At 72.1% G+C, this 26,793-nt stretch carries 24 protein-coding genes; 8 read left to right on the plus strand and 16 right to left on the minus strand.

From position 1 onward, the window contains the following. Window positions 1-331: 331 nt before the first annotated feature. Window positions 332-3,379: a bifunctional [glutamine synthetase] adenylyltransferase/[glutamine synthetase]-adenylyl-L-tyrosine phosphorylase gene (locus tag ACGWYJ_RS18875; protein WP_395107360.1), complete on the plus strand. Its 3,048-nt coding sequence runs from the start codon at window positions 332-334 to the stop codon at window positions 3,377-3,379. Here the strand turns inward: ACGWYJ_RS18875 and ACGWYJ_RS18880 are convergent. From ACGWYJ_RS18880 to glnA, 3 genes are all read right to left on the minus strand, one after another. Next, window positions 3,372-4,238, minus strand: coding sequence for a phosphatase PAP2 family protein (locus ACGWYJ_RS18880; protein ID WP_395107361.1), 867 nt, complete (start codon window positions 4,236-4,238; stop codon window positions 3,372-3,374). The genes ACGWYJ_RS18875 and ACGWYJ_RS18880 overlap by 8 nt on opposite strands. Window positions 4,239-4,626: 388 nt before the next feature. Further along, window positions 4,627-5,022: an OsmC family protein gene (locus tag ACGWYJ_RS18885; RefSeq protein ID WP_395107363.1), complete on the minus strand. Its 396-nt coding sequence runs from the start codon at window positions 5,020-5,022 to the stop codon at window positions 4,627-4,629. 148 nt (window positions 5,023-5,170) lie between these two features. Then, entirely contained in the window at window positions 5,171-6,595 is a 1,425-nt protein-coding gene (glnA, locus tag ACGWYJ_RS18890) for a type I glutamate--ammonia ligase (RefSeq protein WP_395107364.1), read from the minus strand. Window positions 6,596-6,791: 196 nt separating this feature from the next. On the opposite strand from glnA, the gene ACGWYJ_RS18895 reads away from it, so the two are divergent. After that, the gene (locus ACGWYJ_RS18895; protein WP_395107365.1) at window positions 6,792-7,277 is read left to right on the plus strand and encodes an RDD family protein; all 486 of its coding nucleotides are present in this window, start codon (window positions 6,792-6,794) and stop codon (window positions 7,275-7,277) included. Window positions 7,278-7,750: 473 nt separating this feature from the next. On the opposite strand, the gene ACGWYJ_RS18900 is transcribed toward ACGWYJ_RS18895, so the two are convergent. Together ACGWYJ_RS18900 and lipA are read right to left on the minus strand one after the other, a co-directional pair. Beyond that, on the minus strand, window positions 7,751-8,446 hold the full coding sequence (locus ACGWYJ_RS18900) for a DUF4191 domain-containing protein (RefSeq protein WP_395107366.1): 696 nt from the start codon (window positions 8,444-8,446) through the stop codon (window positions 7,751-7,753). Between the two features lie 57 nt (window positions 8,447-8,503). Beyond that, window positions 8,504-9,430, minus strand: a complete 927-nt coding sequence (lipA, locus tag ACGWYJ_RS18905) for a lipoyl synthase (RefSeq protein ID WP_395107368.1) — start codon at window positions 9,428-9,430, stop codon at window positions 8,504-8,506. Between the two features lie 181 nt (window positions 9,431-9,611). Between lipA and ACGWYJ_RS18910 the strand changes: the two genes are divergently transcribed. After that, window positions 9,612-10,112 carry a YfbM family protein gene (locus ACGWYJ_RS18910; protein WP_395107369.1) on the plus strand — a complete coding sequence of 167 codons (501 nt, stop codon included), beginning with the start codon at window positions 9,612-9,614 and terminating at the stop codon, window positions 10,110-10,112. Window positions 10,113-10,139: 27 nt separating this feature from the next. Here the strand turns inward: ACGWYJ_RS18910 and lipB are convergent, their stop codons facing one another. From lipB to ACGWYJ_RS18965, 11 genes are all read right to left on the minus strand, one after another. Then, window positions 10,140-10,811 carry a lipoyl(octanoyl) transferase LipB gene (lipB, locus tag ACGWYJ_RS18915; protein WP_395107460.1) on the minus strand — a complete coding sequence of 224 codons (672 nt, stop codon included), beginning with the start codon at window positions 10,809-10,811 and terminating at the stop codon, window positions 10,140-10,142. Between the two features lie 124 nt (window positions 10,812-10,935). After that, a complete protein-coding gene (locus tag ACGWYJ_RS18920; RefSeq protein ID WP_395107370.1) occupies window positions 10,936-11,673 on the minus strand; it encodes a Type 1 glutamine amidotransferase-like domain-containing protein in 738 nt (245 codons plus the stop codon). Between the two features lie 141 nt (window positions 11,674-11,814). Beyond that, on the minus strand, window positions 11,815-12,723 hold the full coding sequence (locus tag ACGWYJ_RS18925; protein WP_395107371.1) for a TIGR01777 family oxidoreductase: 909 nt from the start codon (window positions 12,721-12,723) through the stop codon (window positions 11,815-11,817). A gap of 102 nt (window positions 12,724-12,825) precedes the next feature. Then, the gene (sucB, locus tag ACGWYJ_RS18930; RefSeq protein WP_395107372.1) at window positions 12,826-14,316 is read right to left on the minus strand and encodes a 2-oxoglutarate dehydrogenase, E2 component, dihydrolipoamide succinyltransferase; all 1,491 of its coding nucleotides are present in this window, start codon (window positions 14,314-14,316) and stop codon (window positions 12,826-12,828) included. A gap of 51 nt (window positions 14,317-14,367) precedes the next feature. Continuing rightward, window positions 14,368-15,759 (minus strand): dihydrolipoyl dehydrogenase, encoded by a 1,392-nt coding sequence (lpdA, locus tag ACGWYJ_RS18935; protein WP_395107374.1) that lies wholly within the window; start codon window positions 15,757-15,759, stop codon window positions 14,368-14,370. Window positions 15,760-15,888: 129 nt separating this feature from the next. Continuing rightward, window positions 15,889-17,379: a leucyl aminopeptidase gene (locus ACGWYJ_RS18940; protein WP_395107375.1), complete on the minus strand. Its 1,491-nt coding sequence runs from the start codon at window positions 17,377-17,379 to the stop codon at window positions 15,889-15,891. A gap of 97 nt (window positions 17,380-17,476) precedes the next feature. Continuing rightward, the gene (locus ACGWYJ_RS18945; protein WP_395107376.1) at window positions 17,477-18,271 is read right to left on the minus strand and encodes an adenosylcobinamide-GDP ribazoletransferase; all 795 of its coding nucleotides are present in this window, start codon (window positions 18,269-18,271) and stop codon (window positions 17,477-17,479) included. Then, window positions 18,268-19,224, minus strand: coding sequence for a bifunctional adenosylcobinamide kinase/adenosylcobinamide-phosphate guanylyltransferase (locus ACGWYJ_RS18950; protein WP_395107377.1), 957 nt, complete (start codon window positions 19,222-19,224; stop codon window positions 18,268-18,270). Before ACGWYJ_RS18950 ends, ACGWYJ_RS18945 begins: the two co-directional genes overlap by 4 nt. Before the next feature lie 144 nt (window positions 19,225-19,368). Next, the gene (locus ACGWYJ_RS18955; RefSeq protein ID WP_285693915.1) at window positions 19,369-19,569 is read right to left on the minus strand and encodes a hypothetical protein; all 201 of its coding nucleotides are present in this window, start codon (window positions 19,567-19,569) and stop codon (window positions 19,369-19,371) included. A gap of 114 nt (window positions 19,570-19,683) precedes the next feature. Then, window positions 19,684-20,685 carry an aldo/keto reductase family protein gene (locus ACGWYJ_RS18960; protein WP_395107378.1) on the minus strand — a complete coding sequence of 334 codons (1,002 nt, stop codon included), beginning with the start codon at window positions 20,683-20,685 and terminating at the stop codon, window positions 19,684-19,686. Between the two features lie 40 nt (window positions 20,686-20,725). Further along, on the minus strand, window positions 20,726-21,310 hold the full coding sequence (locus ACGWYJ_RS18965; RefSeq protein WP_395107379.1) for a DUF3043 domain-containing protein: 585 nt from the start codon (window positions 21,308-21,310) through the stop codon (window positions 20,726-20,728). 131 nt (window positions 21,311-21,441) lie between these two features. On the opposite strand from ACGWYJ_RS18965, the gene ACGWYJ_RS18970 reads away from it, so the two are divergent. The 5 genes from ACGWYJ_RS18970 to ACGWYJ_RS18990 all read left to right on the plus strand — a co-directional run bounded on the left by ACGWYJ_RS18970 (window position 21,442) and on the right by ACGWYJ_RS18990 (window position 26,791). Then, window positions 21,442-22,266: a PspA/IM30 family protein gene (locus ACGWYJ_RS18970; RefSeq protein WP_395107380.1), complete on the plus strand. Its 825-nt coding sequence runs from the start codon at window positions 21,442-21,444 to the stop codon at window positions 22,264-22,266. Continuing rightward, a complete protein-coding gene (locus tag ACGWYJ_RS18975; RefSeq protein ID WP_395107381.1) occupies window positions 22,263-22,541 on the plus strand; it encodes a hypothetical protein in 279 nt (92 codons plus the stop codon). The genes ACGWYJ_RS18970 and ACGWYJ_RS18975 overlap by 4 nt, the downstream gene beginning before the upstream one ends. 113 nt (window positions 22,542-22,654) lie before the next feature. Continuing rightward, window positions 22,655-23,572 carry a zinc metalloprotease HtpX gene (gene htpX, locus ACGWYJ_RS18980; protein ID WP_395107382.1) on the plus strand — a complete coding sequence of 306 codons (918 nt, stop codon included), beginning with the start codon at window positions 22,655-22,657 and terminating at the stop codon, window positions 23,570-23,572. Window positions 23,573-23,576: 4 nt separating this feature from the next. Next, complete coding sequence (locus ACGWYJ_RS18985) at window positions 23,577-24,161, plus strand: hypothetical protein (RefSeq protein ID WP_395107383.1); 585 nt, start codon at window positions 23,577-23,579, stop codon at window positions 24,159-24,161. A 101-nt stretch (window positions 24,162-24,262) separates the two neighbouring features. Further along, window positions 24,263-26,791 carry an ATP-dependent Clp protease ATP-binding subunit gene (locus ACGWYJ_RS18990; protein ID WP_395107384.1) on the plus strand — a complete coding sequence of 843 codons (2,529 nt, stop codon included), beginning with the start codon at window positions 24,263-24,265 and terminating at the stop codon, window positions 26,789-26,791. Window positions 26,792-26,793 lie beyond the last annotated feature (2 nt).

Consider the following 26,793-nt stretch of genomic DNA (forward strand, 5'->3'; position numbering starts at 1 on the left):
CCGCCGACCCCGCTTCGGGGGGTGTGGGGGGTCGTCCCCCCACAATGAAAAGACACCGCCGCGAGCCGTCAGGCGAGCGGCGGGGGCCGGTGGCCCCGCTTCGGGTGGGGGGTCGTCCCCCCACAATGAAAAGACACCGCCGCGAGCCGCCAGGCGAGCGGCGGGGGCCGCCGACCCCGCTTCGGGGGGTGTGGGGGGTCGCCCCCCCACAATGAAAAGACTGTAGGTTGAGCCCGTGAGTGGGGCTTGGACTCCTGAGCGTCGCCCTTCGGGGTTGACGGGTCGGCTGGCGAGGCTGGGTTTCACCGATGCGGGGCGTGCTGAGCGCGTCTTGGCGGAGGCGGGTCGGCAGCCGGGTGGTGGACCGTCCGATGAGGTGCTGGACGCGCTGGGCGGGACGGCGGATCCGGATCTGGCGTTGGCGGGCCTCGTGCGGCTGCTGGAGGCGGCGGAGCGGGCCGGTGAGGGCGAGGCGCTGAGGGCGGCGCTGGCGAGGGACACTCCTGGGCGGGAGCGGCTGCTGGCGGTCCTGGGGGTCAGTGACGCGCTGGGGGGTCACCTGGCCCGCCATCCTGATCATTGGCGGGCGCTGGACGATGATGGACCGATCCAGAAGGTGCCGGTTCCGGCCGAGGCGGTCGCCGTCCAGGACGGGTCTTCTCCGGAGGTGCCGCCTCAGGCGGGGGAGGTGGAACCGCCGCGTCCGCCCGTCGAGGCGTTGCGTGCCGCGTTGCTGACGGCGGTGGGCGCGGATCCGGCCGTGGACGAGCCGGTGGCGCGGGACGCCGCCCCTGACACTCTGGTCGCGTTGCGCGCCGAGTACCGGCGGCATCTTCTGGCGTTGGCGGGCCGGGACCTGACCGGCGTGGCGACGGTGGGGGATGTGGCGGCGGAGCTGGCGGATCTGGCCGCTGCGGCGTTGGAGGCGGGGCTGGCGATCGCCCGTGCCGAGGTGCCGGCGCATGACGTCTGCCGGCTCGCGGTGATCGGCATGGGGAAGTGCGGCGGGCGGGAGCTGAACTACGTCTCCGACGTCGATGTGATCTTCGTGGCGGAGGCCAGGGACGGCCGGGACGAGGACGAGGCTCTGCGCACGGCGACCCGTCTGGCCGCCGCCATGATGCGGGCGTGTTCGACCAGTACGGTCGAGGGCTCGCTGTGGGAGGTGGACGCGGCACTGCGTCCGGAGGGCAAGGCGGGTCCGCTGGTGCGTACCTTGGCGAGCCACCGGGTCTACTACGAGCGGTGGGCCAAGACGTGGGAGTTCCAGGCCCTCCTCAAGGCGCGCCCAGTGGCGGGCGATCACGATCTGGGGAAGCGTTACCTCGACACCATCACGCCCTTGCTGTGGAAGGCGGCGGCCGGGGAGAGCTTCGTCGAGGACGTCCAGGAAATGCGGCGCCGTGTGGAGGCGGACCTCAACCAGCGCACGGCGGAGGCGGAGCGCCAGCTCAAGCTGGGCCCTGGGGGGCTGCGGGACGTGGAGTTCTCCGTCCAGTTACTGCAACTGGTGCACGGGCGGAGCGACGAGGCGTTGCGCAGTCCCACCACGCTGGAGGCGTTGTCGACGCTGTCCGAGCGGGGCTATGTGGGACGTGACGACGCCGCGGCGCTCGCGTCCGCGTACCGGTTCCTGCGGCGCGTCGAGCACCTCGTCCAGCTCTACCGGCTGCGGCGCACGCACCTGGTGCCGGACGACCCGGCGGATCTGCGCCGTCTGGGACGTGCCCTGGGGCTGCGCACGGAGCCGATCAGCGAGTTCACGGCGCTGTGGAGGCGGCATGCCCGGGAGGTCCGCCGCATCCACGAGAAGCTGTTCTACCGTCCGCTGCTGCGCGCCGTGGCCAGGCTGCCGGGGGAGGAGGCCAGGCTCACCCCTGAGGCCGCCAGGACGCGGCTGGTGGCCTTGGGCTACGGGGATCCCGCCGGGGCGTTGCGCCATATCGAGGCGCTGACGGCGGGGGTGTCGCGGCGGGCCGCCATCCAGCGGACGCTGCTGCCGGTGATGCTCGGCTGGTTCGCGGACGCCCCCGACCCGGACGCGGGCCTGCTGGGTTTCCGGAAGGTCAGTGACGCGCTCGGCACCACGCCCTGGTACCTGCGCCTGCTCCGGGACGACGTCACCGTGGCGGAACGCATGGCCCGGGTGCTGGGCTCCAGCCAGTACGCCACCGACCTGCTGCTGCGCGCCCCGGAGGCGGTGAGCATGCTCGGGAACGCCGCCGAGCTGAAGCCCCGCTCGTACGACGCGCTGCGCACCGAGGCGCTGGCCGCCGTCCGGCGTCACGCGCCGGGACCCGGGGGCGAGGGGACGGCGATGCCCGCCGAGGACGCGGTGGCGGTGGTGCGCGGGCTGCGCCGCCGGGAGCTGTTCCGGGTGGCGGTCGCGGACCTGCTCGGCATGGTGGACGTGCGGACGGTCGGCGAGGCGCTCACCGACATCGCGACCGTCACGGTCGAGGCGGCGCTGCGGGCCGCCATCAGCAAGATCGAGTCGGAGCGCGGCGGGCCGCTGCCGACCCGGATGGCGGTCGTGGCGATGGGCCGGTTCGGGGGGCACGAGCTGGGCTACGGCAGCGACGCCGACGTGATGTTCGTGCACGACCCGCTGCCCGGCGTGGACGAGCCGGACGCGGCACGCGCGGCGCACGCGGTCGCCGAGGAGCTGCGCAGGCTGCTCGCGCTGCCCGCCCCCGACCCGCCGCTGGAGATCGACCCCAACCTGCGTCCCGAGGGACGCCAGGGCCCGCTGGTGCGCACGCTGGCGTCCTATGCCGCGTACTACGCCCGCTGGTCGGCACCCTGGGAGAGCCAGGCGCTGCTGCGCGCCGACCCGATCATCGGCGACCCGGACCTGTGCGAGCGGTTCCGTGCCGTGATCGACCCGGTGCGGTGGCCGGAGGACGGCATCGACGACGAGGCCGTCCGGCAGATCCGGCGGCTGAAGGCGCGGATGGAGTCCGAGCGGCTGCCGCGCGGGGTGGATCGGAGGCTGCACACCAAGCTCGGGCCGGGCGGGCTCTCGGACGTGGAGTGGGTCGCCCAGCTGCTTCAGCTGCGGCACGCCCATGACGTCCCGTCGCTGCGCACGACCCGTACCCTGGCGGCGCTGGAGGCGGCCGCGGCGGCGCGGCTCCTGGACGAGCGCGACGCCACCGTGCTGTCGGAGGCGTGGCAGCTCGCGACCCGCATCCGGGGGACGATGATGCTGGTGCGCGGGCGGGCCTCCGACCTGCTCCCCACCGACCACCACAAGGAGCGCAGCGCCGTCACCCGCGTCCTGGGCTATCCCGGCACGGGCGACCTGCTGGAGGACTACCGGCGGCACGCGCGCAGGGCGCGCGCCGTGGTCGACCGCGTCTTCTACGGGGTCACGTGACCGTGCCGCGGGCCGTGGACGGCTCGGAGCGGGGCCCGGAGACGCCCCCGAGGGTCTCCGGGCCCTGGACGGCGTTCCGGACGCCCCGGGCGTTCCCAGGGCTTTCCGGGACCGGGAACGGCTGGACCGGGAGGAGCCATCCTTGCGCGGCGGCGCGCATCCCCAGCAGGACGGGGATCATCACCCGGTGCAGGACGATGTGGCCCAGCCGCAGCGACATTCCCTTCAGCTCGGCGGGCCAGCGGTGGTACGCCGACCAGGACAGCCCCAGCGAGGCACCGATCAGCGCGAACCCGGCCACGGCGTCCACCACGTAGTGGTTGGCGGTGCCCAGGATGACCAGCACGGTGGTGAGCGGGTACAGCACGCCCAACACCTTGGCCCAGCGCGGCGTGGCCAGCCTGAGCAGCACGATCCCGCACCACAGCGCCCATCCGGCGTGCATCGAGGGCATCGCCGCGTACTGGTTGGTGAACGTGGCCGAGGCGTCGCTGGCGTACAGGCCCATCGACTGGAGCGCGGTGACCGGGTCGACGAAGCCCTCGGCCTTCATGAACCGGGGCGGGGCCAGCGGGTACAGCCAGAACCCGACCAGCGCGAAGCCCGTGGCCACCATGATGCCGGTACGCAGCCAGCGGTAGTCGTGCGGGCGGCTGCGGTACAGCCACACCACCACGAGCAGCGTGACCGCGAAGTGGGCGGTCGCGTAGAAGACGTTGGCGGCGCGGGCCAGCCAGGGCAGGCTCAGCAGCGTCTGGTTGAGGCCCAGCTCGACGTCGATGCCGAGGTGCCGCTCCCAGGCGAGGATCTCGTCGGCGTGCGCGAAGGCCGGGCCCGTGCCGTCCTGAACCAGGAGCACCCGCGTCAACGTATACGCCGAGTAGAACAAAACGATCAGGAGGAGTTCCCGCCACACCGGGGGAGCGGTCAGCGCCCGGGGCAGGGGCAGGCGTGTGCCGGCCCGCCGCGGTGTGCCGCGGCGGCCGTCGTCGGTGCGGCTTGTGCGAGCCGGCGGGGCGGTGTGCGCCATGCTGGTAACTTTGCCGCGATGTGATCAGTTTGAGATCGCCGATATGAACGGTCTTCGTCTCAGACTTGAGTAGTACGACCCTCAGACTCCATCCGGACTTTCGGGTGAGCAAATTCAGGGTCGGCGCGCAGTACAGAGGTCAGGACACGTTCAGAGTCGTCCCAGGGGACTATGGCCCGCGGACCGCTCCCTGCGCAAGGAACCGCACAAGGTACGGCTACTGGAGTACCTGGTGCACCTGCATCGGCTCCTTGAGCGCGTTGCCGACCGTGCAGTAGCGCTCGTGCACCCGCTTGGCCACCGCCTCGAACACCTCGCGCGCCTTGTCGTCCCCCTCGGGGATCTCCACGTCATAGGTGATCGTGATGTCGCCCAGCACGCTGGTCGCCACCTTGTCCGCCTGGATCCTCGCCGCCAGCCGTACCAGCCGGTGCCCCCGCTTGGCGGTCAGCGGCTCCACCGACACCAGCTCGCACCCGCCCAGCGCCGCCAGCAGCAACTCCACGGGGGAGAACACCCCGTCCTGGTCGGACGATCCCATCGCCACGCGCGCACCGCGCTCGTTGGTGGCCTCGAACCCGTCCCCGACCCGCTCCACCCTGACCTCGGGCATCACAACCCCCTCGACTTCGTCGCTCTGACCGCCCACACAACACTGCCCACACGCCGGTTCTTCCCAACCGCGCACGGCGGCCTTCCTGAGACACGACGAGGGCCCCCCGGTTGCCGAGGGGCCCTCAGTGTCTCCGGTCGGCGACCGATCAGACGTCGTAGTACAGCTCGAACTCGTGGGGGTGAGGACGGAGGCGGATCTCGTCGATCTCGAACTCGCGCTTCATCGCGAGGTAGGTCTCGATCAGGTCGGGGGTGAACACGCCGCCTTCGAGCAGGTAGTCGTGGTCGGCCTCCAGGGCGTCGAGGACGCCCTCCAGCGAGCCGGGGACCTGCGGGATCGCGCGGGCCTCCTCCGGGGGCAGCTCGTAGAGGTCCTTGTCGACCGGCTCGGCGGGCTCGATCTTGTTCTTGATGCCGTCGAGGCCGGCCATCAGCATCGCCGAGAAGGCCAGGTACGGGTTGCAGGACGGGTCGGGCACCCGGAACTCGATCCGCTTCGCCTTCGGGTTGGAGCCGGTGATCGGCACCCGGATGCAGGCGGACCGGTTGCGCTGCGAGTACACCAGGTTGACCGGGGCCTCGAAGCCCGGCACCAGCCGGTGGTAGGAGTTCACGGTCGGGTTGGTGAACGCCAGCAGCGACGGGGCGTGCTTGAGCAGGCCGCCGATGTAGTAGCGCGCGGTGTCCGACAGGCCGGCGTAGCCGACCTCGTCGTAGAACAGCGGGGAGCCGTCCTTCCAGAGGGACTGGTGGGTGTGCATGCCGGAGCCGTTGTCACCGAAGATCGGCTTGGGCATGAACGTCACCGTCTTGCCGGCGGCCCGCGCCACGTTCTTGACGATGTACTTGTACAGCAGCAGGTTGTCGGCCGTCTTCAGCAGGGTGTCGAAGCGGAAGTCGATCTCCGCCTGGCCCGCGGTGCCCACCTCGTGGTGCTGCATCTCGACCGTGATGCCGGACGCGATCAGCTGCGCGACCATCTCCGAGCGCAGGTCGGTGTAGTGGTCCATCGGCGGGACCGGGAAGTAGCCGCCCTTGTACGGGGGCTTGGCGCCCAGGTTGCCGCCGGACTCCTCACGGCCGGTGTTCCACGCGCCCTCGACCGAGTCGAGGTAGTAGTAGCCCGCCTGCTGCTTGGTCTCGAAGCGGACGTCGTCGAAGATGTAGAACTCGGCCTCGGGGCCGAAGTAGGCCGTGTCGGCGATACCGGTGCCGCGCAGGTAGTCCTGGGCCTTCTTCGCGACGTTGCGCGGGTCACGGCTGTAGGGCTCGCCGGTCAGCGGGTCGTGCACGAAGAAGTTGAGGATCAGCGTCTTGTGCTGGCGGAAGGGGTCGAGCACCGCCGTGCTCGGGTCCGGGAGCAGGAGCATGTCCGATTCGTGGATCTCCTGGAATCCGCGGACCGAGGACCCGTCGAACATCAGCCCCTCGGTGAAGACGCTCTCGCCGAAGCTCTCCACCGGGAAGGTGAAGTGCTGCATCTTCCCCGGCAGGTCCACGAACCGACAATCGACGAATCGCACACCTTCGTTCCTGATATAGCTCAGGACCTCGTCGGCGCTGCTGAACATCCAGCCTCCTTGGGCGCTTTTATGGCTGTGAGCGAGCCTAGGAACGAGCCGTTTCCCAGCCGTGTCTCATATGTTTCGGCTGTGTTACGCGCCACTCTGTGCGTTACGCCACTATGGCGAGCGTATCGGCCACGGCTTCCCGCCGCGCGGCGACACCCTGGTCCGGGCCCCGTGGGGGACGGGATAGCGTAGAGGCATGAGCACGGGCAAGGAGCGTCCCTCCCCGGCGCCGCGGTGGACGCAGACGTGGCTGGGCGGCGCGCGCACGGCCGGGGCCGAGCTCGGCTACCCCGGCGAACGGCTCGGCCTGCCGGAACGCGGCTCCGGCGCGGTCGCCCCGTACGGGCGCAGGCTCCTCGCCCTCTTCATCGACTGGGCCCTGTCCCTGCTGGTCGCCAGCCTCCTCGCCCGCCTGTTCGACTGGGCGCCGCCGCAGCGCAGCCTGTTGACGCTCGCCGTCTTCGGCGTCCAGGTGTGGATCCTGGTGGGCCTGCTCGGCACCACGATCGGCAAGCGCCTGTGCGGCATCCACGTGGTCCGCCTCGACCGCCGCCCCGTGGGCCCCCTCTGGGCGTTCGCCCGCACGATCCTGATCCTGTTCGTGGTCCCCGCCCTGATCTGGGACCGCGACTACCGGGGCCTCCACGACCGCGCCAGCAACACCGTGGTCGTGAACATCTGACCAAACCCAAGCCCCCAGCCCCGAACGGAGGCATTGCGGAGGGGCGCCGCTCACGCATGCAATAAAACCCTCCGCAACAACCTCAGCCCGCAACCCCAACCCCGAACGGCGCCAAGGCGTTGCGATCGCGTCCGAAGGCAGGTTCCGAGCGTGCGAGGAACCTGATCGCGTAGCGAGCCCCCTAGGGCGAGTCGGAGCGATGCAGCGATCGCCGCAAGCACGACAAGCGACGAGCCCCCAGGCGAGGAGCGCAGCTCGCGCTTGCCAATAAACACAGCCGCACCCACCTCAGCCCCGTCACCCCAGCCCCGAACGGTCGCTCAAGCGTTGCGATCGCGTCCGAAGGCAGGTCCGAGCTTGCGAGGACCTGATCGCGCAGCGAGCCCCTGGGCGAGTCGAAGCGATGCAGCGATCGCCGCAGCCGCGACAAGCGAGGAGCGCCAGCGACGAGCGCAGCTCGCGGATGCAAAAAACTACCGCGTCTTGGGTTTGGGGCCCTTTGGCATGCGGACGCCCTTGGGGATGGGGCCTTTGGGCATCTGCATGGAGCGGGGCAGGGCTTGGAGGCGGTCGTTGAGTTCGGCGACCTGGCCCTTGGTGAGGTTGCGCGGCAGTTTCATGAGGTGCCGTTGCAGTTTGCCGACGGGGATCTGGCCTTCGTCCTCGCCGACCTGTACGTCGTAGATGGGGACCTGCTGGGCGGCGCGGGAGATGCGCTTCTTCTCCGCGCCGAGGAGCGGGCCCACCCGGTTGCGGGGGCCTTCGGACACGAGGACCACGCCGGGGCGTCCGACGGCGCGGTGCACCATGTCGAGGTTGCGGTTGCCGGCGACCGCTTCGGTGACGGTCCAGCCGCCTCGCATGTTCTTGAGGATGGCCGCGGCGGCGCCCGGCTGCCCGGCGATCAGCTTGTACTGGGCCCGCTGCGCCAGCTGCCCGAAGACGATCATGCCCACGGCGGCCGCGGCCAGGATGCCCAGGGGGATCGAGAAGAACAGCTGGTCGATGAGCCAGCCGATCAGGATCACCACGACCAGGGTGCCGATCGACGCGCCGAACACGATCGGCAGCGCCTTGGGGTCCGCCTGGCTCAGCATCTTCGCGACCATGCGGATCTGCTTGAGGCGGCCCGGCTGTTGCTGCGCGCCGTCCGTGGACTTCTTAGCCATACCGTTCATGGTAGTGGCTTCCACGGCCGGGACGCCGTCGGATGATCACTGCGGAGGCTATCCGCGGGCCTCGATCGCCTGCTGGTAGAGGCGCCCGGCGCGGTAGCTGGAGCGGACGAGGGGGCCCGACATGACGCCCGCGAAGCCGATCTCCTCGGCTTCGGCCTTGAGCTCCACGAACTCCTCCGGCTTGACCCAGCGCTCGACGGGGTGGTGCCTCGGGGACGGGCGCAGGTACTGGGTGATGGTGATCAGTTCGCAGCCGGCCTCGTGCAGGTCGCGGAGCGCCTCGGAGACCTCCTCGCGGGTCTCGCCGAGGCCGAGGATGAGGTTGGACTTGGTGACCAGACCGTCCTCGCGCGCCCTGGTGATCACTTCGAGGGAGCGCTCGTAGCGGAAGGCCGGGCGGATCCGCTTGAAGATCCGGGGGACGGTCTCGACGTTGTGCGCCAGCACCTCGGGGCGGGAGCCGAACACCTCGGCGAGCTGGGCGGGGTCGGCGTTGAAGTCGGGGATCAGCAGTTCCACGCCGCAGCCGGGGACGTGCGCGTGGATCTGGCGGACGGTCTCGGCGTACAGCCAGGCGCCGCCGTCGTCGAGGTCGTCGCGGGCGACGCCGGTGACGGTGGCGTACTTCAGGCCCATCGTCGCGACGGATTCGGCCACGCGGCGCGGCTCGTCGCGGTCGAGGGCGGCGGGCCTGCCGGTGTCGATCTGGCAGAAGTCGCAGCGCCGGGTGCACTGGTCGCCGCCGATGAGGAACGTGGCCTCGCGGTCCTCCCAGCACTCGAAGATGTTGGGGCAGCCGGCCTCCTGGCAGACCGTGTGGAGGCCCTCGGCCTTCACCAGCTGGGTGAGCTCCTTGTACTGCGGGCCCATCTTCAGCCGGGTCTTGATCCAGTCCGGCTTGCGCTCGATCGGCGTCTGGCTGTTGCGTGCCTCTATGCGAAGGAGCCTGCGCCCCTCGGGTGTCACCGTCGTCACCCCTTCAGCCTACGTCGGCGCGGACGGTGCCCCCGCGGCCGCAATGAAGATCACACGTTCGGTACAAGGCTGATATCCGGTTCGTCCCCGGAGGTGCCCGTTGATCTCCTAAGGTGACTCCCTGTCGTCGCGCTAGCGCTCCGTTCCGGGGGCCGTTCAGTCGGAGGGATCCACCGTGGGCATGGCCATGTCGTACCTCAGGGTGCCGCCCGTGCTGGAGGGCGAGCGGGACCCGGCCGCGATCGCCAGGCTGCTCTTCGGGGCGGCCGACTGGCGCCGCAAGAACCCCGCGGCCAGCGTCCTGGACCTGGGCGGGACCTGGCAGGCGCTGCACTATCTGATCACGGGGGACCCGTGGGACGGGCGCCCGCCGGAGTCCGACGTGGTCTGCGGCGGGCGGCTGCTCACCGAGGACGGCGCCGGCGAGCTGGGCGTGGACGTGATCTACCTGGCGCCCGACCGGGTGAAGCCCGCCGCCGACCATCTGGCGTCCACCCCGTACGGGGACCTCGCGGACCGGTACGACCGTGCCGCGATGGCCGCCGCCGGGGTGCAGGACGCGGACGCGCTCAAGCCGGAGCCGCGGTCGCTCCAGCCCGCCTACGACGGGCTCGGGCGTTTCTTCCAGGCCGCGTCCGACGAGGGCCAGGCGATCTACAAGGTCATGACGGACCGCGCCTAGCCGTCGCCGGGCTTCCGGCCGTGCCCGTCAGGCCGCTTCGAGCTGTGCCGTGGTGCGGTGGTAGGACTCCGTGGCGCCCAGGGCGCGGGCGAGGTGCCGCTCGACGAGCGGGGTGACCTCGGCGACGGTGACGCGGCGGCCCAGTTCCCGGCTGAGCGAGGTGGAGCCGACGTCGCGGATGCCGCACGGGATGATCCGGTCGAACCAGTCCATGTCGCAGTCGCAGTTGAGCATGAAGCCGTGCATGGTGATCCCGCGCGAGACCCGGACCCCGATGGAGCCGATCTTGCGGTCGGGGGTGCCCGCCACCCACAGCCCGCTGCGCCCTTCGACGGTGATCGTGGGCAGCCCCAGGTCGGCGCACACGTCCCGCATCATCTCCTCCAGCAGCCGCACGTAGGCGACCACGTCCACCGGGTCGGGCAGCCGGAGGATCGGGTAGCCGGTGAGCTGGCCGGGGCCATGCCAGGTGATCTTGCCGCCGCGGTCCACGTCGATCACGGGGGCGCCGGGGTCGCCGAGCGGGCGGTCGGCGGCGGCGGTCCGCTTGCCCGCGGTGTAGACCGGTTCGTGCTCCTGGAGCAGCACCGTGTCGGGGATCTCGTCGTTGACGCGCCGCTCGTGGGTGCGCCGCTGCAGCGCCCAGCCCTCCTCGTAGGGGACCGCGGCCGTGCCGAACCCGACATGCACGAACACCAGTTCGCCCGTCCGCGCCGCCGGTCGGGCGGTCTCCGGGAGGGCGTCCGTCTCGCGTACCTTTACGTCGCTCACGCGGTTCAGCTTATGCCTCGCCGCAGCCTGTGCCCCCCTTCAGAGGGAAGGATCACAGGGAGGCGAGGAGCCGGACGTCCAGGCGCGTCTCCTTGGCGGTGCCCGGGCCGTCGGGTTCGATGCGGTACGCCCCGGCACCCTTCTCGTACGACACCGCCTGGACGAACTCCGTCCCCACGTAGTGCAGGGCCACCGCCTCGTCGGCCGCGTACCCGTCCGGCAGCGTCCCCTCGCTGACGAGCTGCTGGAGCAGCGGCCGCCGCTGCTTGTCGCTGTCGTAGTGGACGCCGCAGGAGTACGGCAGGAACCCCAGCCCGTCGGTCAGCGGGCGCAACTGGGGGCCGTAGGAGTCGGTGTTGCCGCCCACGTGCCAGCACAGCGCGCCCGCGCTCTCCCCGGCCAGCACCACGCCCTCGTGCCACGCCTCCCGCAGCATCTCGTCCAGCCCGTGCAGCCGCCACAGCGCCAGCAGGTTGGCCACGCTGCCGCCGCCCACGTACACCAGGTCCTGGGCGAGCAGATGCGACCGCATGTCGGGGATGTTGGGCATGGGGAACAGCGCGATATGGCTGACCTCGGCCTCCATCCTGCTGAACGCCGCGTACGCGCGGCCGATCACGCCGTCGCCGTCGCCGCATGCCGTCGCCAGGAAGCAGATCCGGGGACGGTCCTGGCCGGTCAGGTCGGCGGCGTAGCGCAGCAGGGGGCTCGGCGATATCCCGCACCGGTCGTCGGGAATGAAGCTGCCGCCCCCGATCGCGAGGATGTGCGGCTGTCCGTCCGTGCTCATGATGTGCCTTCCACTCGCCTCCGGGGCGCCGTGAGGCATCGCGTGCCGGCCCCGACCAACCTCATGACCTTTACGCTAGGGTCGGCGTTCCGGGACGTGCGGCACTTTGTTGAATCTTGGGACTGACCCGCGGGACGCCGGTCAGTCCCGTTCCAGGACGGCCCGCAGCGCGCCGTCCAGGCGCGGGTGGGCGAAGGCGAACCCCGACTCCTCCAGCCGCCTCGGCCGGACCTTCTGGCTGATCAGCGGCCCCTCGTCCGCGAAGCCGAGCAGCGCCGCCCGCAGCGCGAACGCGGGGACCGGGAGCACCGTGGGACGGCGCAGGACGCGGCCGACGGCCTTGGTGTACTCGGCGTTGGTCACCGGGTGCGGCGCCGCCAGGTTCACCGGCCCCGCCAGGTCGTCCCGGGCGATGAGGTGCCTGAGGGCGGCGACGGCGTCGTCCAGGGTGATCCAGCTCATCCACTGCCGTCCGCTGCCGAGCCGGCCGCCGAGGCCCAGCTTGAACAGGGGCAGCGGCTTGCCGAGCAGGCCCCCCGAGCGCGCCAGCACGAGGGACGTGCGGGGGTGCGCCACGCGCACGCCCGCGTCGGCGGCGGCGCCCGTGGCGGCCTCCCAGTCGCGGACGAGCTCGGCGAGGAACCCCTCGCCCATGCCCGACGACTCGTCGACCTCCCGGTCGCCGGTGTCGCCGTAGTACCCGATCGCGGAGCCCGACACGAACACCCGCGGACCGCCGCCCGCCTTCGCGGTCTCGGCGATGGCCCCGGCCAGTGTCCGCGTGCCCCGGACGCGGCTCTCGCGGATCAGCCGTTTGCGCGCCCGCGTCCACGGCCGGTCGCCGACCCCCGCGGCGGCGAGGTGGACGACCGCGTGCGCGTCCTGGAGGGCACCGGTGTCGACCGTGCCGCCCATCGGGTCCCAGCGGGCCTCGGCGGGGCCGGACGGCTCCCGGCGGACGAGCCGCACGACCTCGTCGCCGGCCTCGCGCAGCGCCCGGACCAGCGCGGACCCGATCAGCCCGCCCGAACCGGAGACGACGACCCTCATGCCCGACACCCTAGATCGCCGGCGTCCGGCGGTGGCGGTGAAACGCGGGGACCCCGCCGCTCCGGGCGGGGGAGCGGCGGGGTCCCGGCGGAGCCCCGAGGGTCAGAGACCGAGCTCGGCCTCGAAGTTGCCCTCCTCCAGACGGTGCTTGATCGTGCCCAGGAAGCGGGCCGCGTCGGCGCCGTCCACCAGGCGGTGGTCGTAGGTCAGCGCCAGGTAGATCATCGACCGCACCGCGATGACCTCGCCCAGCTCGGGGTCGTCGATCACGGCGGGACGCTTGACGACGGCGCCGGTGCCGAGCATGCCGACCTGCGGCTGGTTGAGGATCGGGGTGTCGAACAGCGCGCCCCTGCTGCCGGTGTTGGTCAGCGTGAACGTGCCGCCGGCCAGCTCGTCCGGGCTGACCTTGTTGGTGCGGGTGCGCTCGGCCAGGTCGGCGATCCGCTGCGCGAGGCCGCCCAGGTTGAGCTGCCCGGCGTTGTGCACGACCGGGACCATCAGGCCCCGCTCGGGGACGTCCACGGCGATGCCGAGGTTCTCCACGTCGTAGTAGGTGACCTCGTTGGTCTCGCTGTTGATGACGGCGTTGAGCTTGGGGTGCACCTTGAGGGCCTCGACCGTGGCCAGCGCCAGGAACGGCAGGAACGACAGCTTGACGCCCTGGCGGGCCTGGAAGTCGGCCTTGGCGCGCTCGCGCAGCCGCGCCACCTTGGTGAGGTCGACCTCGACCACGGTGGTGAGCTGCGCGGAGACCTGCAGCGACTCCACCATCCGGCGGGAGATGGTCTGCCGGATCCGGCTCATCTTCTCGGTCTTGCCGCGCAGCGCGATCTGCTCGGCGGGCGCGGTGGCCGGGGCGGGACGGGCCGCGGCGGCGGGCGCGGCGGCGGCGGGCTGCGCGGCCGGGGCCGCGGGCGCCGCGGGGGCCTGGGCGGCGGCCTGCTTGGCGCGGGCGGCCTCCAGCACGTCCTGCTTGCGGATGCGACCGCCGACGCCGGTGCCCTTGATGCTGCTCAGGTCGACGTCGTGCTCGGCGGCCAGCTTGCGGACCAGCGGCGTCACGTACGGGCCCTCACCGGACGGGGCGGGCTCGGGCGCGGGCGCGGCGGGCTGGGCGGCGGCCGGAGCCGGGGCCGGTGGCGCGGGCGGGGCCGCGGGCGCGGCGGGCGGCCAGGCCGACGGCGGCGGGCCCTGCTGCGCGGCCGGTGCCGGCTCCGGCGGCGCGGCCGGGGCGGGCGGCGGCTGCGGCGCCTCGGGCTGCGCCGGCGGCGCCTGCTCCTGCGCCTGCTCCTGGGCGGCGGGCGCCGGGGCCTGCTCCTGCTCCGGCGGCGCGGACGGGGCCGGGGCCTCGCCGGCCTCGCCGATGATCGCCAGTTCGGCACCGACCTCGACGGTCTCGTCCTCGGCGACCTTGATGCTGGTCAGGGTGCCGGACGCGGGTGAGGGGATCTCGGTGTCCACCTTGTCGGTGGACACTTCGAGAAGCGGCTCGTCGGTCTCGACGTGCTCACCCTCCTTCTTCAGCCAGCGGGTGACGGTGCCCTCGGTGACGCTCTCGCCGAGCTGGGGCATGGTGACGGAGACCGGCATGGCTCTCAGCGACTCCTTCGATCCTTCGAGATCTCGTTCTGGTGCGGGCGTTCAGCCGTGCACGTGCAATGGTTTGCCGGCGAGGGCCAGATGCGCCTCGCCGATCGCCTCGGACTGGGTCGGATGCGGATGGATCAGCTGCGCGACCTCCGCGGGCAGCGCCTCCCAGTTGTAGATGAGCTGGCCCTCGGCGATCAGCTCGCCGACCCGGGCGCCGACCAGGTGGACGCCCAGCACCGGGCCCTCCACCGCGGTGATCACCTTGACCTCGCCCTGCGTCCCCAGGATCTTGCTCTTGGGGTTGCCGGCCAGGTCGTAGACGACCTCCCTGACCTCGTGGCCGCGCTCGCGCGCCATCGCCGTGGTGATCCCCACCGAGGCCACCTCGGGGTCGGAGTAGGTGATCCGCGGCACCCCGTCGTAGTCGATCGGCGCCGGGTTCAGCCCGCCCAGCCGCTCGGCCACCAGGATGCCTTCGGCGAATCCGGCGTGCGCCAGCTGCAGGGTGGGGATCAGGTCGCCCACGGCGGAGATCGTGGGGACGTTGGTGCGGCAGTGCTCGTCCACCTTGACGAAGCCGTTCTCGGTCGCGACGCCCGCCGTCTCGAGCCCGATGCCCTCCGACACCGGGGCGCGGCCGACCGCCACCAGCAGGGTCTCGGCGTCCAGCGTGGTGCCGTTCTCCAAGGTGAGGGCGATGCCGCCCTGGGTCGTCTTGACCTCCTTGAATCCGGCGCCGAGCTCGAACTTGATGCCGCGGCGCCGGAACGCCCGCTCCAGCCGCTTGGAGCTGGACTCCTCCTCCAGCGGCAGCAGGTGCGGCAGCGCCTCCACGATGGTGACCTCGGCGCCGAACGAGCGCCAGATGCTGGCGAACTCGACGCCGATCACGCCGCCGCCCACGATCACCACGGACGCGGGGATGTGCTTGAGCAGCAGGGCGTGGTCGCTGGAGATGATCCGCTCACCGTCGATCTCCAGGCCGGGCAGGGTCTTGGGCCTGGACCCGGTGGCCAGCACGATGTGCTGCCCTTCGAGGGTGGTGGTCGTGCCGTCCTTCCGGGTGACCTCGACGGACGTGGGACCGGTCAGCCGCCCCTCGCCCTCCACGACCGTGATGCCCTTGGACTTGATCAGCCCGGTCAGGCCCTTGACGGTGGTGGAGACCACCTTGTCCTTGTAGGCGTTGACGCCGTCGATGTCGATGCCGTCGAAGCTCGCCCTGATCCCGAAGGTGCCGGCCTCGCGCGTCTGGTCGGCGACCTCGGCGGCGTGCAGCAGCGCCTTGGTCGGGATGCAGCCACGGTTGAGGCAGGTGCCGCCGAGCTCGGCGCGTTCGATCAGCGCGACCGAGCTGCCGAGCTCCGCCGCGCGCAGCGCGCAGGCGTAGCCGCCACTGCCACCACCCAGGACGACGATGTCGAAGGGGCCGCTGTCGACCACTGGACGCTCCCTCTCCCTCTCTCAGGCGGTTCCCGTCACCGGCGGACGCTGCCGCACCGGACGGCACCGGCCACGCGGGTCCCAGGGAACCTGTTCACTTGTACGGCCGGCCTATGACCCTTCGGAGTTCTAGAGAACGCCGGCCGCCAGGTCCTCGGCGATCTGCACCAACGTACGCGTCGCCGCGCCTGTTCCGCCCTTCGGGGTGTAGCCGTACGGCTCGCCCTTGTTGAAGGCGGGACCGGCGATGTCCAGGTGCGCCCAGCGGACGCCGTCCGGCACGAACTCCTTGAGGAACACCCCGGCGGTCAGCATGCCGCCCCAGCGTTCGCCGCTGATGTTGGCGATGTCGGCCACCGCGGAGTCGAGCCCCTTGCGCAGTTCCGGTGGCAGCGGCATGCCCCAGGAGGGCTCCCCGGCGCGGCCCGCCGCCGCCACCACCTTCTCACGGACCTCGTCGTCGTTGGCCATGACTCCGGTGGTCCTGGTGCCGAGCGCCACGAGCTGGGCGCCGGTCAGGGTGGCCACGTCCACGAGGAGGTCGGGGTCGTCCTCGCCGGAGCGGACCAGCGCGTCGGCCATGACCAGGCGGCCCTCGGCGTCGGTGTTGAGCACCTCGACGGTCTTGCCGCCGTACACCCGCAGCACGTCGGACGGGCGCTGCGCCGTGCCGCTGGGCATGTTCTCGGCGAGGGCCAGGTAGCCGATCACGTTGACCTTGGGGCGCAGCCTGGCGATGGCGGCGAGCGCGCCGAGCACGGCCGCGGCGCCGCCCATGTCGGACTTCATCCAGTCCATGGAGTCGGCGGGCTTGAGGGACAGGCCGCCGGAGTCGAAGGTGATGCCCTTGCCGACCAGTGCCAGCGTCTTGGACGCCTCCGGGTGGCTGTAGGCGAGGCGCACCAGCCGGGGCGGGTTCGCGGAGCCCTGCCCGACCCCCGTGATGCCGCCGAAGCCGGCCTCCACCAGCTCCTTCTCGTCCAGGATCTCGATGTCCAGGCCGTTGTCCGAGGCGACGCGCTCGGCCACGCCGGACAGGTCTTCGGGGGTGAGGTCGGACGGCGGCGTGTTGACCAGGTCGCGCACCAGCGTGACCGACTCGGCGAGGGTGCGGGCCCGTTCGAGGGACGCCCGGCCCGCGTCGCCGGCGGCGGTGAGCACGACGAGCTCGGCGACCGGCTCCTTGCGCTCGCCGGTGCGGTACGTCCCGAAGCTGTAGGCGCCGAGCAGGCCGCCCAGCGCGACCGCCTCGACCTCCTCGGCGGAGGACGCGGGCAGGGCGAGGCCGACCTTGGCGGTGCCGGCGAGCGCGCGCACGCCCGCTCCCGCGGCGCGGCGCAGCGCCTCGGCGTCGGGGTCCTCCCCGAGCCCGACCGCGACGACCACGCCGGCCGGCAGCGCGCCCATCGTGGGCAGCTTGGTGACCTCGCCCTCCTTGCCGGTGGCCCCCAGCGTCGTCAGCGCGGTGGCCAGCCCGCCGTTCAGTGCCCCGTCCAGGCCCTCGGCGCCATGGAGACGGAGCGCGCCGTCGCCGCTCCGGCCGTCGGGGACGACGCCGATCACGATCGCGCCGGCGTCGAGTGAGGCGGGTTCTGCGCTGTCAAGGCTGATGGTCGTCACGTACCCCGATGGTAGTCCCCCCGGTGACCGGTTTCGCCCTTTTGGATCAAGCCTTACCCTGCGCGATCTCCCCTGACCGGGTCGCCGGGGCCGCTCGCTAGGCGGTGGCGAGGACGATCAGCGCGGCGGTCACCGCGAGTTCCACCAGGGCGCCGAACACGTCGCCGGTGACGCCGCCGAGGCGCCGCACGGCGTGGCGGAGCACCAGGTAGGCCACGCCCTGCCCCACCGCCACGGCGGTGGCGGCGTGCAATGCGCCTGCCAGCCCCCCGGCGGCGGCCCCCGCCAGTGTCGCGGCGATGAGGACGACCGCGGTCACGACCAGGGACGAGCGGATCGGCACCGTGCCCGCGACCAGGGCGCCCAGCCCGTCCGGCCGGGCCGCCGGCACGCCGGGACGGCAGGCCCACGGCAGCGCCAGGCGTCCGGCCACCGCCGCGACCACGACGGCGACCAGGGCGTCCGGGGCGGTGGCGAGGGCGGCGACCTGGACCAGCAGCGTCAGCAGCAGCGTCACCACGCCGAACGGCCCGATGTCGGACCGCTTCATGATCTCCAGGGCGCCCGCGGCGGGACGGCCGCTGCCCAGCCCGTCGGCGAGGTCGGCCAGGCCGTCCAGGTGCAGGGCCCGGGTCAGCACCTCCATCGCCGCCACGGCCAGCGCGGCGCGGGGGAGCGGCGCCAGGCCGATCAGGTCCCCGAGCAGGAGAACCAGGGCCGCGCCGCCGCCGACGACCAGCCCGGCGACCGGCGCCAGGGTCATCGCGCGGCGGGCCGGCTCCCGGCCCGGCCCGCCGGGAGCGTCCTTCAGGCGGTCGGGGACCGGGACGATGGTGAGGAGGGTCATCGCCAGGCCGAGACCTCGCGCCCAGCCGGTCACGCGGGTGGTCACGCGGGCTCCAGGATCCGTCCGGCCACCACGAGCGCCACGTCCTCCGACTCGGCCGCCAGCCGCTGGTTCAGCGTTCCGAGCAGGTCGGCGAACGCCCGTCCCGAGGGGGTCGCGGGGACGAGGGAGAGCCCCACCTCGTCGCTGACCGCCACCACCCGGGCCGGCACGGCGCGCCAGGCGGCGACCAGGTCGTCCAGGCGGGGGCGGACGGAGGCGGGGTCGTCCCAGGCCCCGGCCTCGTCGATCACGGCGGCCAGCCAGGTGCCGATGCCGTCCACCAGCACCGCGCGCCCCGGCCCCCACTCCTCCGGGCGCAGGGCCTCGGCGAGCGCCGTGGTCTCGATCGTCCGCCACCAGGAGGGACGGCGGCGCCTGTGGGCCGCGACGCGGGCCGTCCATTCCGGGTCGTCGTCGCGCGGCGCGCTCGTGGCGAGGTAGGTGACGTCGGGATGGGCGAGGAGGCGCATCTCCGCCTCGGCCGACTTGCCGGAACGGGCTCCGCCGAGGATCAGCGTGCGGTGCGGGCCGTCCGGTGGGCGCAGCCAGTGACCGAGCCGGCGCTCCAGTTCCCGTGGTGACCGGATGCGATGGTCCATGTGGACGGCCCTCACGTCCGTGCGCGGGGTCACCGCGCCGGTGCGGCGCAGCAGGCCGAGGTGGTCGGGGGAGCCGACGAGGTCGAGAAGGGCCGCGTCGTACACGGCGCCGTCCGGTGGCTCCGGGCGCTCCCCGGGGCCCGCGGCCACGAGGACGCGCCGCCCGTCCGGACCCTCCACGTCGTAGCCGCCGGGAACGTCCTTTCGCGCGTACCGCTCCAGTGGCACGCCGTCCAGAAGGACGCGGGTGGGCTCGAAACGGGCCCCGGACGCGCGCAACCGGGAACACGAGGCGCAGCCGCATCCGGGGGCGGGCCAGCCGGTCCCGCCGGCCGTTCCCGAGAGCTCGATGTTCATCGTGCCCGAAACACTATGGTTTGCCGGACACTGACCGGAACATGGGGCTGTGGCGGGCGCCCCCGGGACGCGCCGTGGCCGCGCCCCGGGGTCCGCTCACCTGGCGCGGGCGGGCCGGAGTCCCCTACTCCGGATCACTCCGGATCACTCCGGATCATGGAGGCTCATGGGGCCGTAGACCGGCCTCTCGCCGTCCAGGAGGGTCACCTGGTCGGTGCCCTCGTCGCGGAGCTCGCGCCAGTTCTCACCCAGCCACGACTCGGCGTCGGCCTGGGTGGTGAAGGTCTCCTCCGCCACCCCGGCGGGCCGGCCGTCGGCCTTCTCCAAACGCCAGCTCCATGCCATCGCGTCATGTCCTCCCTGCAACCCGTCGCCCGCTGCGCCTCACCGTGCTCGCCGGCACCGCCCGTCGCCCGCAGGTCGCCCTGAGATTAGCGCCGGTCGCGCGGCTCGCGCTCGTCATGGACGCGTGCGGGGGCTGCGGGTCTTGTCCGGGTCGCGGACGACGACGTCGGCGAGGATCTCGTCGATCCGCTTGAGGACGTCCGCGTCCAGCTTGACCCCGGCGGCCTTGACGTTGTCGCGCACCTGCTCGGGACGGGACGCGCCGACGATGGCCGAGGAGACGTTCGGGTTCTGCAGCACCCAGGCCACCGCGAGCTGGGCCATGGTGAGGCCGAGGTCGGCCGCCACGGGCTTCAGCTCCTGCACGCGGGTGAGCAGGTCGTCGTTGAGGTAGCGCTTGATCATGTCGGCGCCGCCCTTGTCGTCGGTGGCGCGCGAGCCCTCCGGCAGCGGCCGTCCCGGCAGGTACTTGCCGGTCAGCACGCCCTGCGCGATCGGGGACCACACGATCTGCCCGATGCCCTCCCGCTCGCACAGCGGGACGACCTCGGCCTCGATGACCCGCCACAGCATGGAGTACTGCGGCTGGTTGGACACGATCCGGTCGAAGCCCATCTCGTCGGCGATCTTCAGCGCGCGCTCGATCTCCTCGGCCCGCCACTCCGACACGCCGACGTAGAGCACCTTGCCCTGGCGGACCAGGTCGTCGAACGCCCGCATGGTCTCTTCGAGCGGCGTCTCGTGGTCGAACCGGTGCGCCTGGTAGAGGTCCACGTAGTCGGTGCGCAGCCGGCGCAGCGACCCGTGCAGCGACTCCATGATGTGCTTGCGCGACAGGCCCCTGTCGTTCGGTCCGGGACCGGTCGGCCAGTACACCTTGGTGAAGATCTCAAGTCCCTCGCGGCGCTGCCCCTCCAGAGCCCGGCCCAGGACGTCCTCGGCGCGTGTTCCCGCGTAGGCGTCGGCGGTGTCGAAGGTGGTGATGCCCTCGTCCAGGGCGGCGTGGACGGACGCGCGCGCCGCGTCCTCCTCCACCTGGGACCCGTGGGTGAGCCAGTTGCCGTAGGCGATTTCGCTGACCTTCAGGCCACTGCGGCCGAGATACCTGAACTCCATGGGCCCGACCCTAGTGGGTCCGGATGCGGCCAGGACGCGGTCAGGACTTGCCGACGAGGTCCTTCTGGCCGGGCTTGACCTGGGGGCTGGGGACGCGCAGCCGCCGGATCTGCATGGCCCGCATCGCCGCGTACATGCCGACGCCCTTGGTGCTCTCGTCCGGGTAGCGCTCCGCGGCCAGCTTCTTGACGCCGCGGGCGAGGACCATGCCCTCGACCAGCACCACGCCGAGCAGCAGCCCCGGCGCGAACACGACCAGCAGCTTGGCGGCGGCGAACGGGAGCAGGCTGATCACGATGATCGCGAACAGCACGTACATCATGTAGGAGCCCACGGTGCGGCGCGCGTCGACGTAGTCGCGCGCGAGGCGGCGCACCGGCCCCTTGTCGCGCTTGAGGAGGTACTTCTCCTCGCCCCTGGCCATTCCCTCGCGCGCCCTGGCGCGCTCGGCGGCCTGCCGCTCGCGGACCCGCTTGTACGCCTCCTTGCGGTTGGCCGGCGCCGTGATGGGCTGGCGGCGGCGCTTTTCGGCCTCCGCCCGTTTGGGCGTGGGACGGCCCTTTCCTCCCGGCTTTGCTACCTGAGGAGGATCCTGGGGGGCTTCCTGGGTACGACGTCGGAACACAGGGATCAGCCTACCGGCTGCGAACATCGTGGCTGCCTCGCGCGTTAACGCGTAGGGTGATAAGAACCCCAGCAGTGGTCATTGAGCCCAGTTTGTGACTGAGCACAGCACGAAGGGACCGGCGCCGCGCGATGAGCGTGATGAAGCGAATGTCGATGATCTTCAAGTCCAAGGCGAACAAGGCCCTGGACCGTATGGAGGATCCTCGCGAGACCCTGGACTATTCCTACCAGCGCCAGCTGGAGATGCTGCAGAAGGTCCGTCGGGGTGTCGCCGACGTCGCCACCTCCCGCAAGCGTCTCGAGCTGCAGATCAACCAGCTGGAGCAGCAGCAGAACAAGCTGACCGACCAGGGCAAGAAGGCGTTGCAGGTGGGCCGCGAGGACCTGGCCAGGGAGGCGCTGACCCGCCGCGCCGGCCTGGACTCGCAGCTCGGTGACCTGCGCGCGCAGTACCAGCAGTTGCAGGGCGAGGAGGAGAAGCTGACGCTCGCCTCGCAGCGGTTGCAGGCCAAGGTCGACTCCTTCCGTACCCGCAAGGAGACCATCAAGGCCACCTACACGGCGGCCGAGGCGCAGACGAAGATCAACGAGGCGTTCACCGGCATCTCCGAGGAGATGGGCGACGTGGGCCTGGCGATCCAGCGCGCCGAGGAGAAGACCGAGAACATGAAGGCCCGCGCCGGCGCGATCGACGAGCTGCTGGCCTCGGGCGCGCTGGAGGACTTCTCCGGTCCCAAGGACGACATCCAGGCCGAGCTGGACCGGATGGGCGCCGGGCCGGGCGTCGACCTGGAGCTGGAGCGGCTGAAGGCCGAGCTGGGCCAGGGTCCCACGCCCAAGGAGCTGGGCCAGGGCACCCCCTCCTCCGGCGCGCGGCAGGACGTCGACGCCCCCCAGCAGCAGGCGCCGCACCAGCAGGCCGACTGGCAGCAGAAGCCCGGTGGTGGGCAATGATCGTCCGCATCATGGGGGAGGGGCAGCTGGAGGTCGCTCCCGACGACCTGGCGTCCCTGAACACGCTCGACGAGGAGCTCGAGGCCGCGATCGAGACCGGTGACGAGGCGACCTTCCGTACCGCGCTGCACGGGCTGCTCGACAACGTGCGCAAGGTCGGCAAGGCGTTGCCGGAGGACAGCCTGGAGCCGTCGGAGCTGATCCTTCCCCCCGCGGACGCGGCGATGGACGAGGTCCGCAAGATGCTCGGAGACGAGGGCCTGATCCCGGACTGATCCGGCGCCGTCCGTCCCCCCAACCCCAATAAGGCACAAAATCCGGCTTTCCGGCGTTTGTCCTAGTGAACCGGGAAGTCCCGGAAGGCTTGGCCAGGGATGGGGGGATCCAGATGGCCCGCACGCGCTACGCCCCCGACCGGGGGCTGACGTCACGGATGCTCGTGACGATGTTCCTGCTGGGGCTGGTCTACGTCGCCTTCGTGACGGCGTTCTTCGTGATAGCGCCCAAGCTGGGCCCGGCCGTGCTGGTGATCGCGGCGGGGCTGCTGCTGGCGCAGTACTTCTTCTCCGACCGGCTCGCGCTGTTCGCGATGCACGGCCGGGAGGTCTCCCCCGAGGAGGCGCCCGAGCTGCACGGCGTGGTGGACCGGATCTCCGCGATGGCGAACGTGCCCAAGCCGCGGGTGGCGATCGCCGACACCGACGTGCCCAACGCGTTCGCGACCGGCCGCAACCAGCGCCGCGCCGTCGTCTGTGTCACCACCGGGCTGCTGCGCCGCCTCGATCCCGTGGAGCTGGAGGGCGTGCTGGCGCACGAGATGTCGCACGTCGCCCACCGCGATGTCGCGGTCATGACGGTCGCCTCGTTCCTGGGCGTGGTGGCGGGGCTGCTCACCCGCTTCGGCCTCCAGTTCGGGCTGTTCGGCGGCTTCTCCCGCAACCGCGACCAGAACACCGGCCTGGTGCTGCTGGCGGTGATCGCCGTCAGCGCCGTCGCGTACGCGATCAGCTTCCTGCTGACCCGCGCCCTGTCGCGGTACCGGGAGCTGTCGGCCGACCGTGCCGCGGCGCTGCTGACCGGGCGTCCCTCGGCGCTGGCCGGGGCGCTGGTCAAGATCTCCGGTGACATGGCCAGGATCCCCACCCGCGACCTGCGCGCGGCCGAGCCGTTCAACGCGTTCTTCTTCGCGCCGGCGCTGAGCGGCGGGCTGAGCTTCTCGGCGCTGTTCGCCACGCACCCGTCCCTGGAGCGCAGGCTGGCGCAGCTCCAGGAGATCTCGGCCCGGCTGAGCCGCGAGGGGGCGTGATCCGATGGGCTTCCTGGACGTGCTGCTGGGCCGGTCCAAGCCGGTCAAGCCCGACCTGGACCGGCTGTTCGCGCTGCCGACGGCCGCGGTGACGCTGGAGGCGGCGACGGGCTTCACCCCGACCGGGCTCGGCTCGGTCTGCTTCCGGGCCGTGGAGGGCGGCGCGTTCGCGCGGCTCCAGCGCGACATCCAGGAGCTGCTGGACGCCGACGAGGGCCCCGAGGTCGAGCTGAGCACCGACGCCTACGGCTACACCTGGCTGCTGGCCCGGCACGACCCGGGCGACCTGAGCGGCCTGGTCACGGACCTGCACGCGGTGAACGCCACGCTGGAGTCCAACGGGTTCGGCCCCCACCTGCTGTGCTCCCTCATCGGGTTCCGGGGGCCCGGCGACGAGGACGACCGGCGCCTGGCGCTGGTCTACCTCTACAAGCGCGGCACGTTCTTCCCCTTCGCCCCGCTGCCCGGCCGTGCCCAGGCCCGCGACAACGCCCTGGAGCTCCAGGTGCGCGGCGCGGTCGGCGCCGACCTGCCGATCGAGCCGGACCTGAGCCGCTGGTTCCCGGTCTGGGGCGCCCCCGGCCTCTGACCTCGTCGCGCGCCCCGTTTCGGGGGGATCTCGCCGGGCAGACGGCCTTAGTGGCGCCATCCGGGCGGGGCCCGGCCACAGCGACGAGAAGGGGGAACGTCATGACCGGTGGCCTGTACGGGCCGGAGGGGTTCGGCTCCGATCCTTTCGAGGAGTTCTTCGCCCGCTTCTTCGGCGGCGTGCCGCGGCGCCCGGTCCAGCGGATCGACATCGGCCGGCTGATGAACGAGGAGGCCCGCGAGGCCGTCCGCGAGGCCGCCCTGAAGGCCGCCGAGTGGGGCAGCCGCGACCTGGACACCGATCATCTGCTCTGGGCGCTGGCGCAGCAGGACAGCTCGCGGCGGCTGCTGGAGCGCGCCGGGGTCGACTCGGCCACCATCGTCCGGGACGTGGAGGGCGAGGTGTCGCGCGGTGAGGCGCGGGAGACGCCGCCCGAGCTGACGCCCGCCGCCAAGCGCGCCCTGCTGGACGCGCACCAGATCTCGCGGGCGTTCGGCGCGTCCTACATCGGTCCCGAGCACCTGCTGTTCGCGTTGCCGCTCAACCCCGAGTCCCCCGCCGGCCAGATCCTGGCCAGGGAACGGCTCACCCCCGAAGCGCTGCGCGACGCGGTCTACGGCGGCGGCGCCGGTGGCGGCGCGCCCGGCGGACCGCCCTCGACCGGCACCCCCACGCTGGACGAGTTCGGCCGGGACATGACCGCGCTGGCCGCCGAGGGCCGGATAGACCCGGTGGTCGGGCGGGACGAGCAGATCGAGCAGACCGTCGAGGTGCTGTCCCGCCGCACCAAGAACAACCCCGTCCTGATCGGCGACCCCGGCGTCGGCAAGACCGCGATCGTCGAGGGCATCGCGCAGCGGGTGGTGGACGGCGAGGTCCCCGAGACGCTGCGCGGCAAGCGGGTGGTCCAGCTGGACCTGGCGGGCGTGGTGGCCGGCACCCGCTACCGGGGCGACTTCGAGGAGCGCCTCAAGAAGATCGTGGACGAGATCACCCAGCACACCGACGAGCTGATCGTGTTCATCGACGAGCTGCACACCATGGTCAGCGCCGGCGGCGGCGAGGGCGCGATGAACGCCGGGAACATGCTCAAGCCGCCGCTGGCCCGCGGCGATCTGCACATCATCGGCGCCACCACCGTCGACGAGTACCGCAAGAACGTGGAGAAGGACGCGGCGCTGGAGCGGCGCTTCCAGCCGATCCTGGTGCCCGAGCCGACCGTGGACGACACCATCGAGATCCTGCGCGGGCTGCGCGACCGCTACGAGGCGCACCACCAGGTGCGCTTCCAGGACGGCGCGCTGGTCGCCGCCGCCGAGCTGAGCGACCGGTACATCACCGACCGGTTCCTGCCGGACAAGGCGATCGACCTGATGGACCAGGCCGGCGCCCGCGTCCGGCTGCGGGTGCGCACCCCGGCCGGCGAGGCGCGGCGGCTGGAGCAGGACCTGGAGGCCCGCCGCCGCGAGAAGGAGCACGCGGTGGCGGCCGAGGACTACGAGCGCGCCTCGACCCTGCGCGACGAGATCGCCGAGCTGGAGCGGCGGATCGCGGAGACCCGCAACGGCGGCGGCAAGACCGTGCCGGAGGTCACCGAGGTGGACATCGCCGAGGTGGTGTCCCGCACCACCGGCGTCCCGGTCTCCCAGCTGACCGAGGAGGAACGGGACCGGCTGCTGCGCCTGGAGGAGCACCTGCACCGGCGGGTGATCGGCCAGGAGGAGGCGGTGGCGGCGGTCGCCGAGGCCGTCCGCAGGTCGCGGTCGGGCATGGCGCCGCCGGACCGTCCCATCGGCAGCTTCCTGTTCCTCGGCCCGACCGGGGTCGGCAAGACCGAGCTGGCCCGCGCCCTGGCCGAGGCGCTGTTCGGCTCCTCGGACCGGATGATCCGGTTCGACATGAGCGAGTTCCAGGAGCGGCACACCGTCAGCCGGCTGGTGGGCGCCCCGCCCGGCTACGTCGGGTACGAGGAGGCGGGCCAGCTCACCGACGCGGTCCGCCGCACCCCGTACGCGGTGCTCCTGCTGGACGAGATCGAGAAGGCCCACCAGGACGTGTTCAACGTGCTGCTGCAACTGCTGGACGACGGCCGGCTGACCGACGCCCAGGGCCGCACCGTGGACTTCAAGAACACCATCGTGATCATGACCAGCAACCTGGGCTCGGAGCTGATCAGCGGCGGCGGCGGGCGGATCGGCTTCGGCGGCGGCGGTGAGGGCGCCGCCGAGGCGTCGGTGCGCGACCGCGTCCTGCGCCGCCTCCGCGAGCACCTGCGGCCCGAGTTCATCAACCGGATCGACGAGATCATCGTGTTCCGGCAGCTCGGCGCCGAGGAGCTGCGGCAGATCACCGACCTTCTCCTGGAGGAGACCCGCCGCCGCCTGCACGCCCAGGACGTCACGGTCGAGTTCGACACCGCGGCGGTGGACTGGCTGGCCGAGCGCGGCTTCGAGCCCGAGTTCGGCGCCCGCCCGCTCAGCCGCACCATCCAGCGCGAGGTCGACAACGCCCTGTCCCGCCGCCTCCTGGACGGCACCCTGCACGGCGGTCAGCACGTGAGGGTGACCGTCTCCGGAGACCGGCTGCGGTTCGACGCGGTCGACCGCGAGTCCGCGGGCGTCTCCGCCTGACC

The organism is Actinomadura sp. SCN-SB (assembly GCF_043906805.1).
In the GTDB taxonomy this organism is placed as follows: Bacteria; Actinomycetota; Actinomycetes; order Streptosporangiales; family Streptosporangiaceae; genus Spirillospora.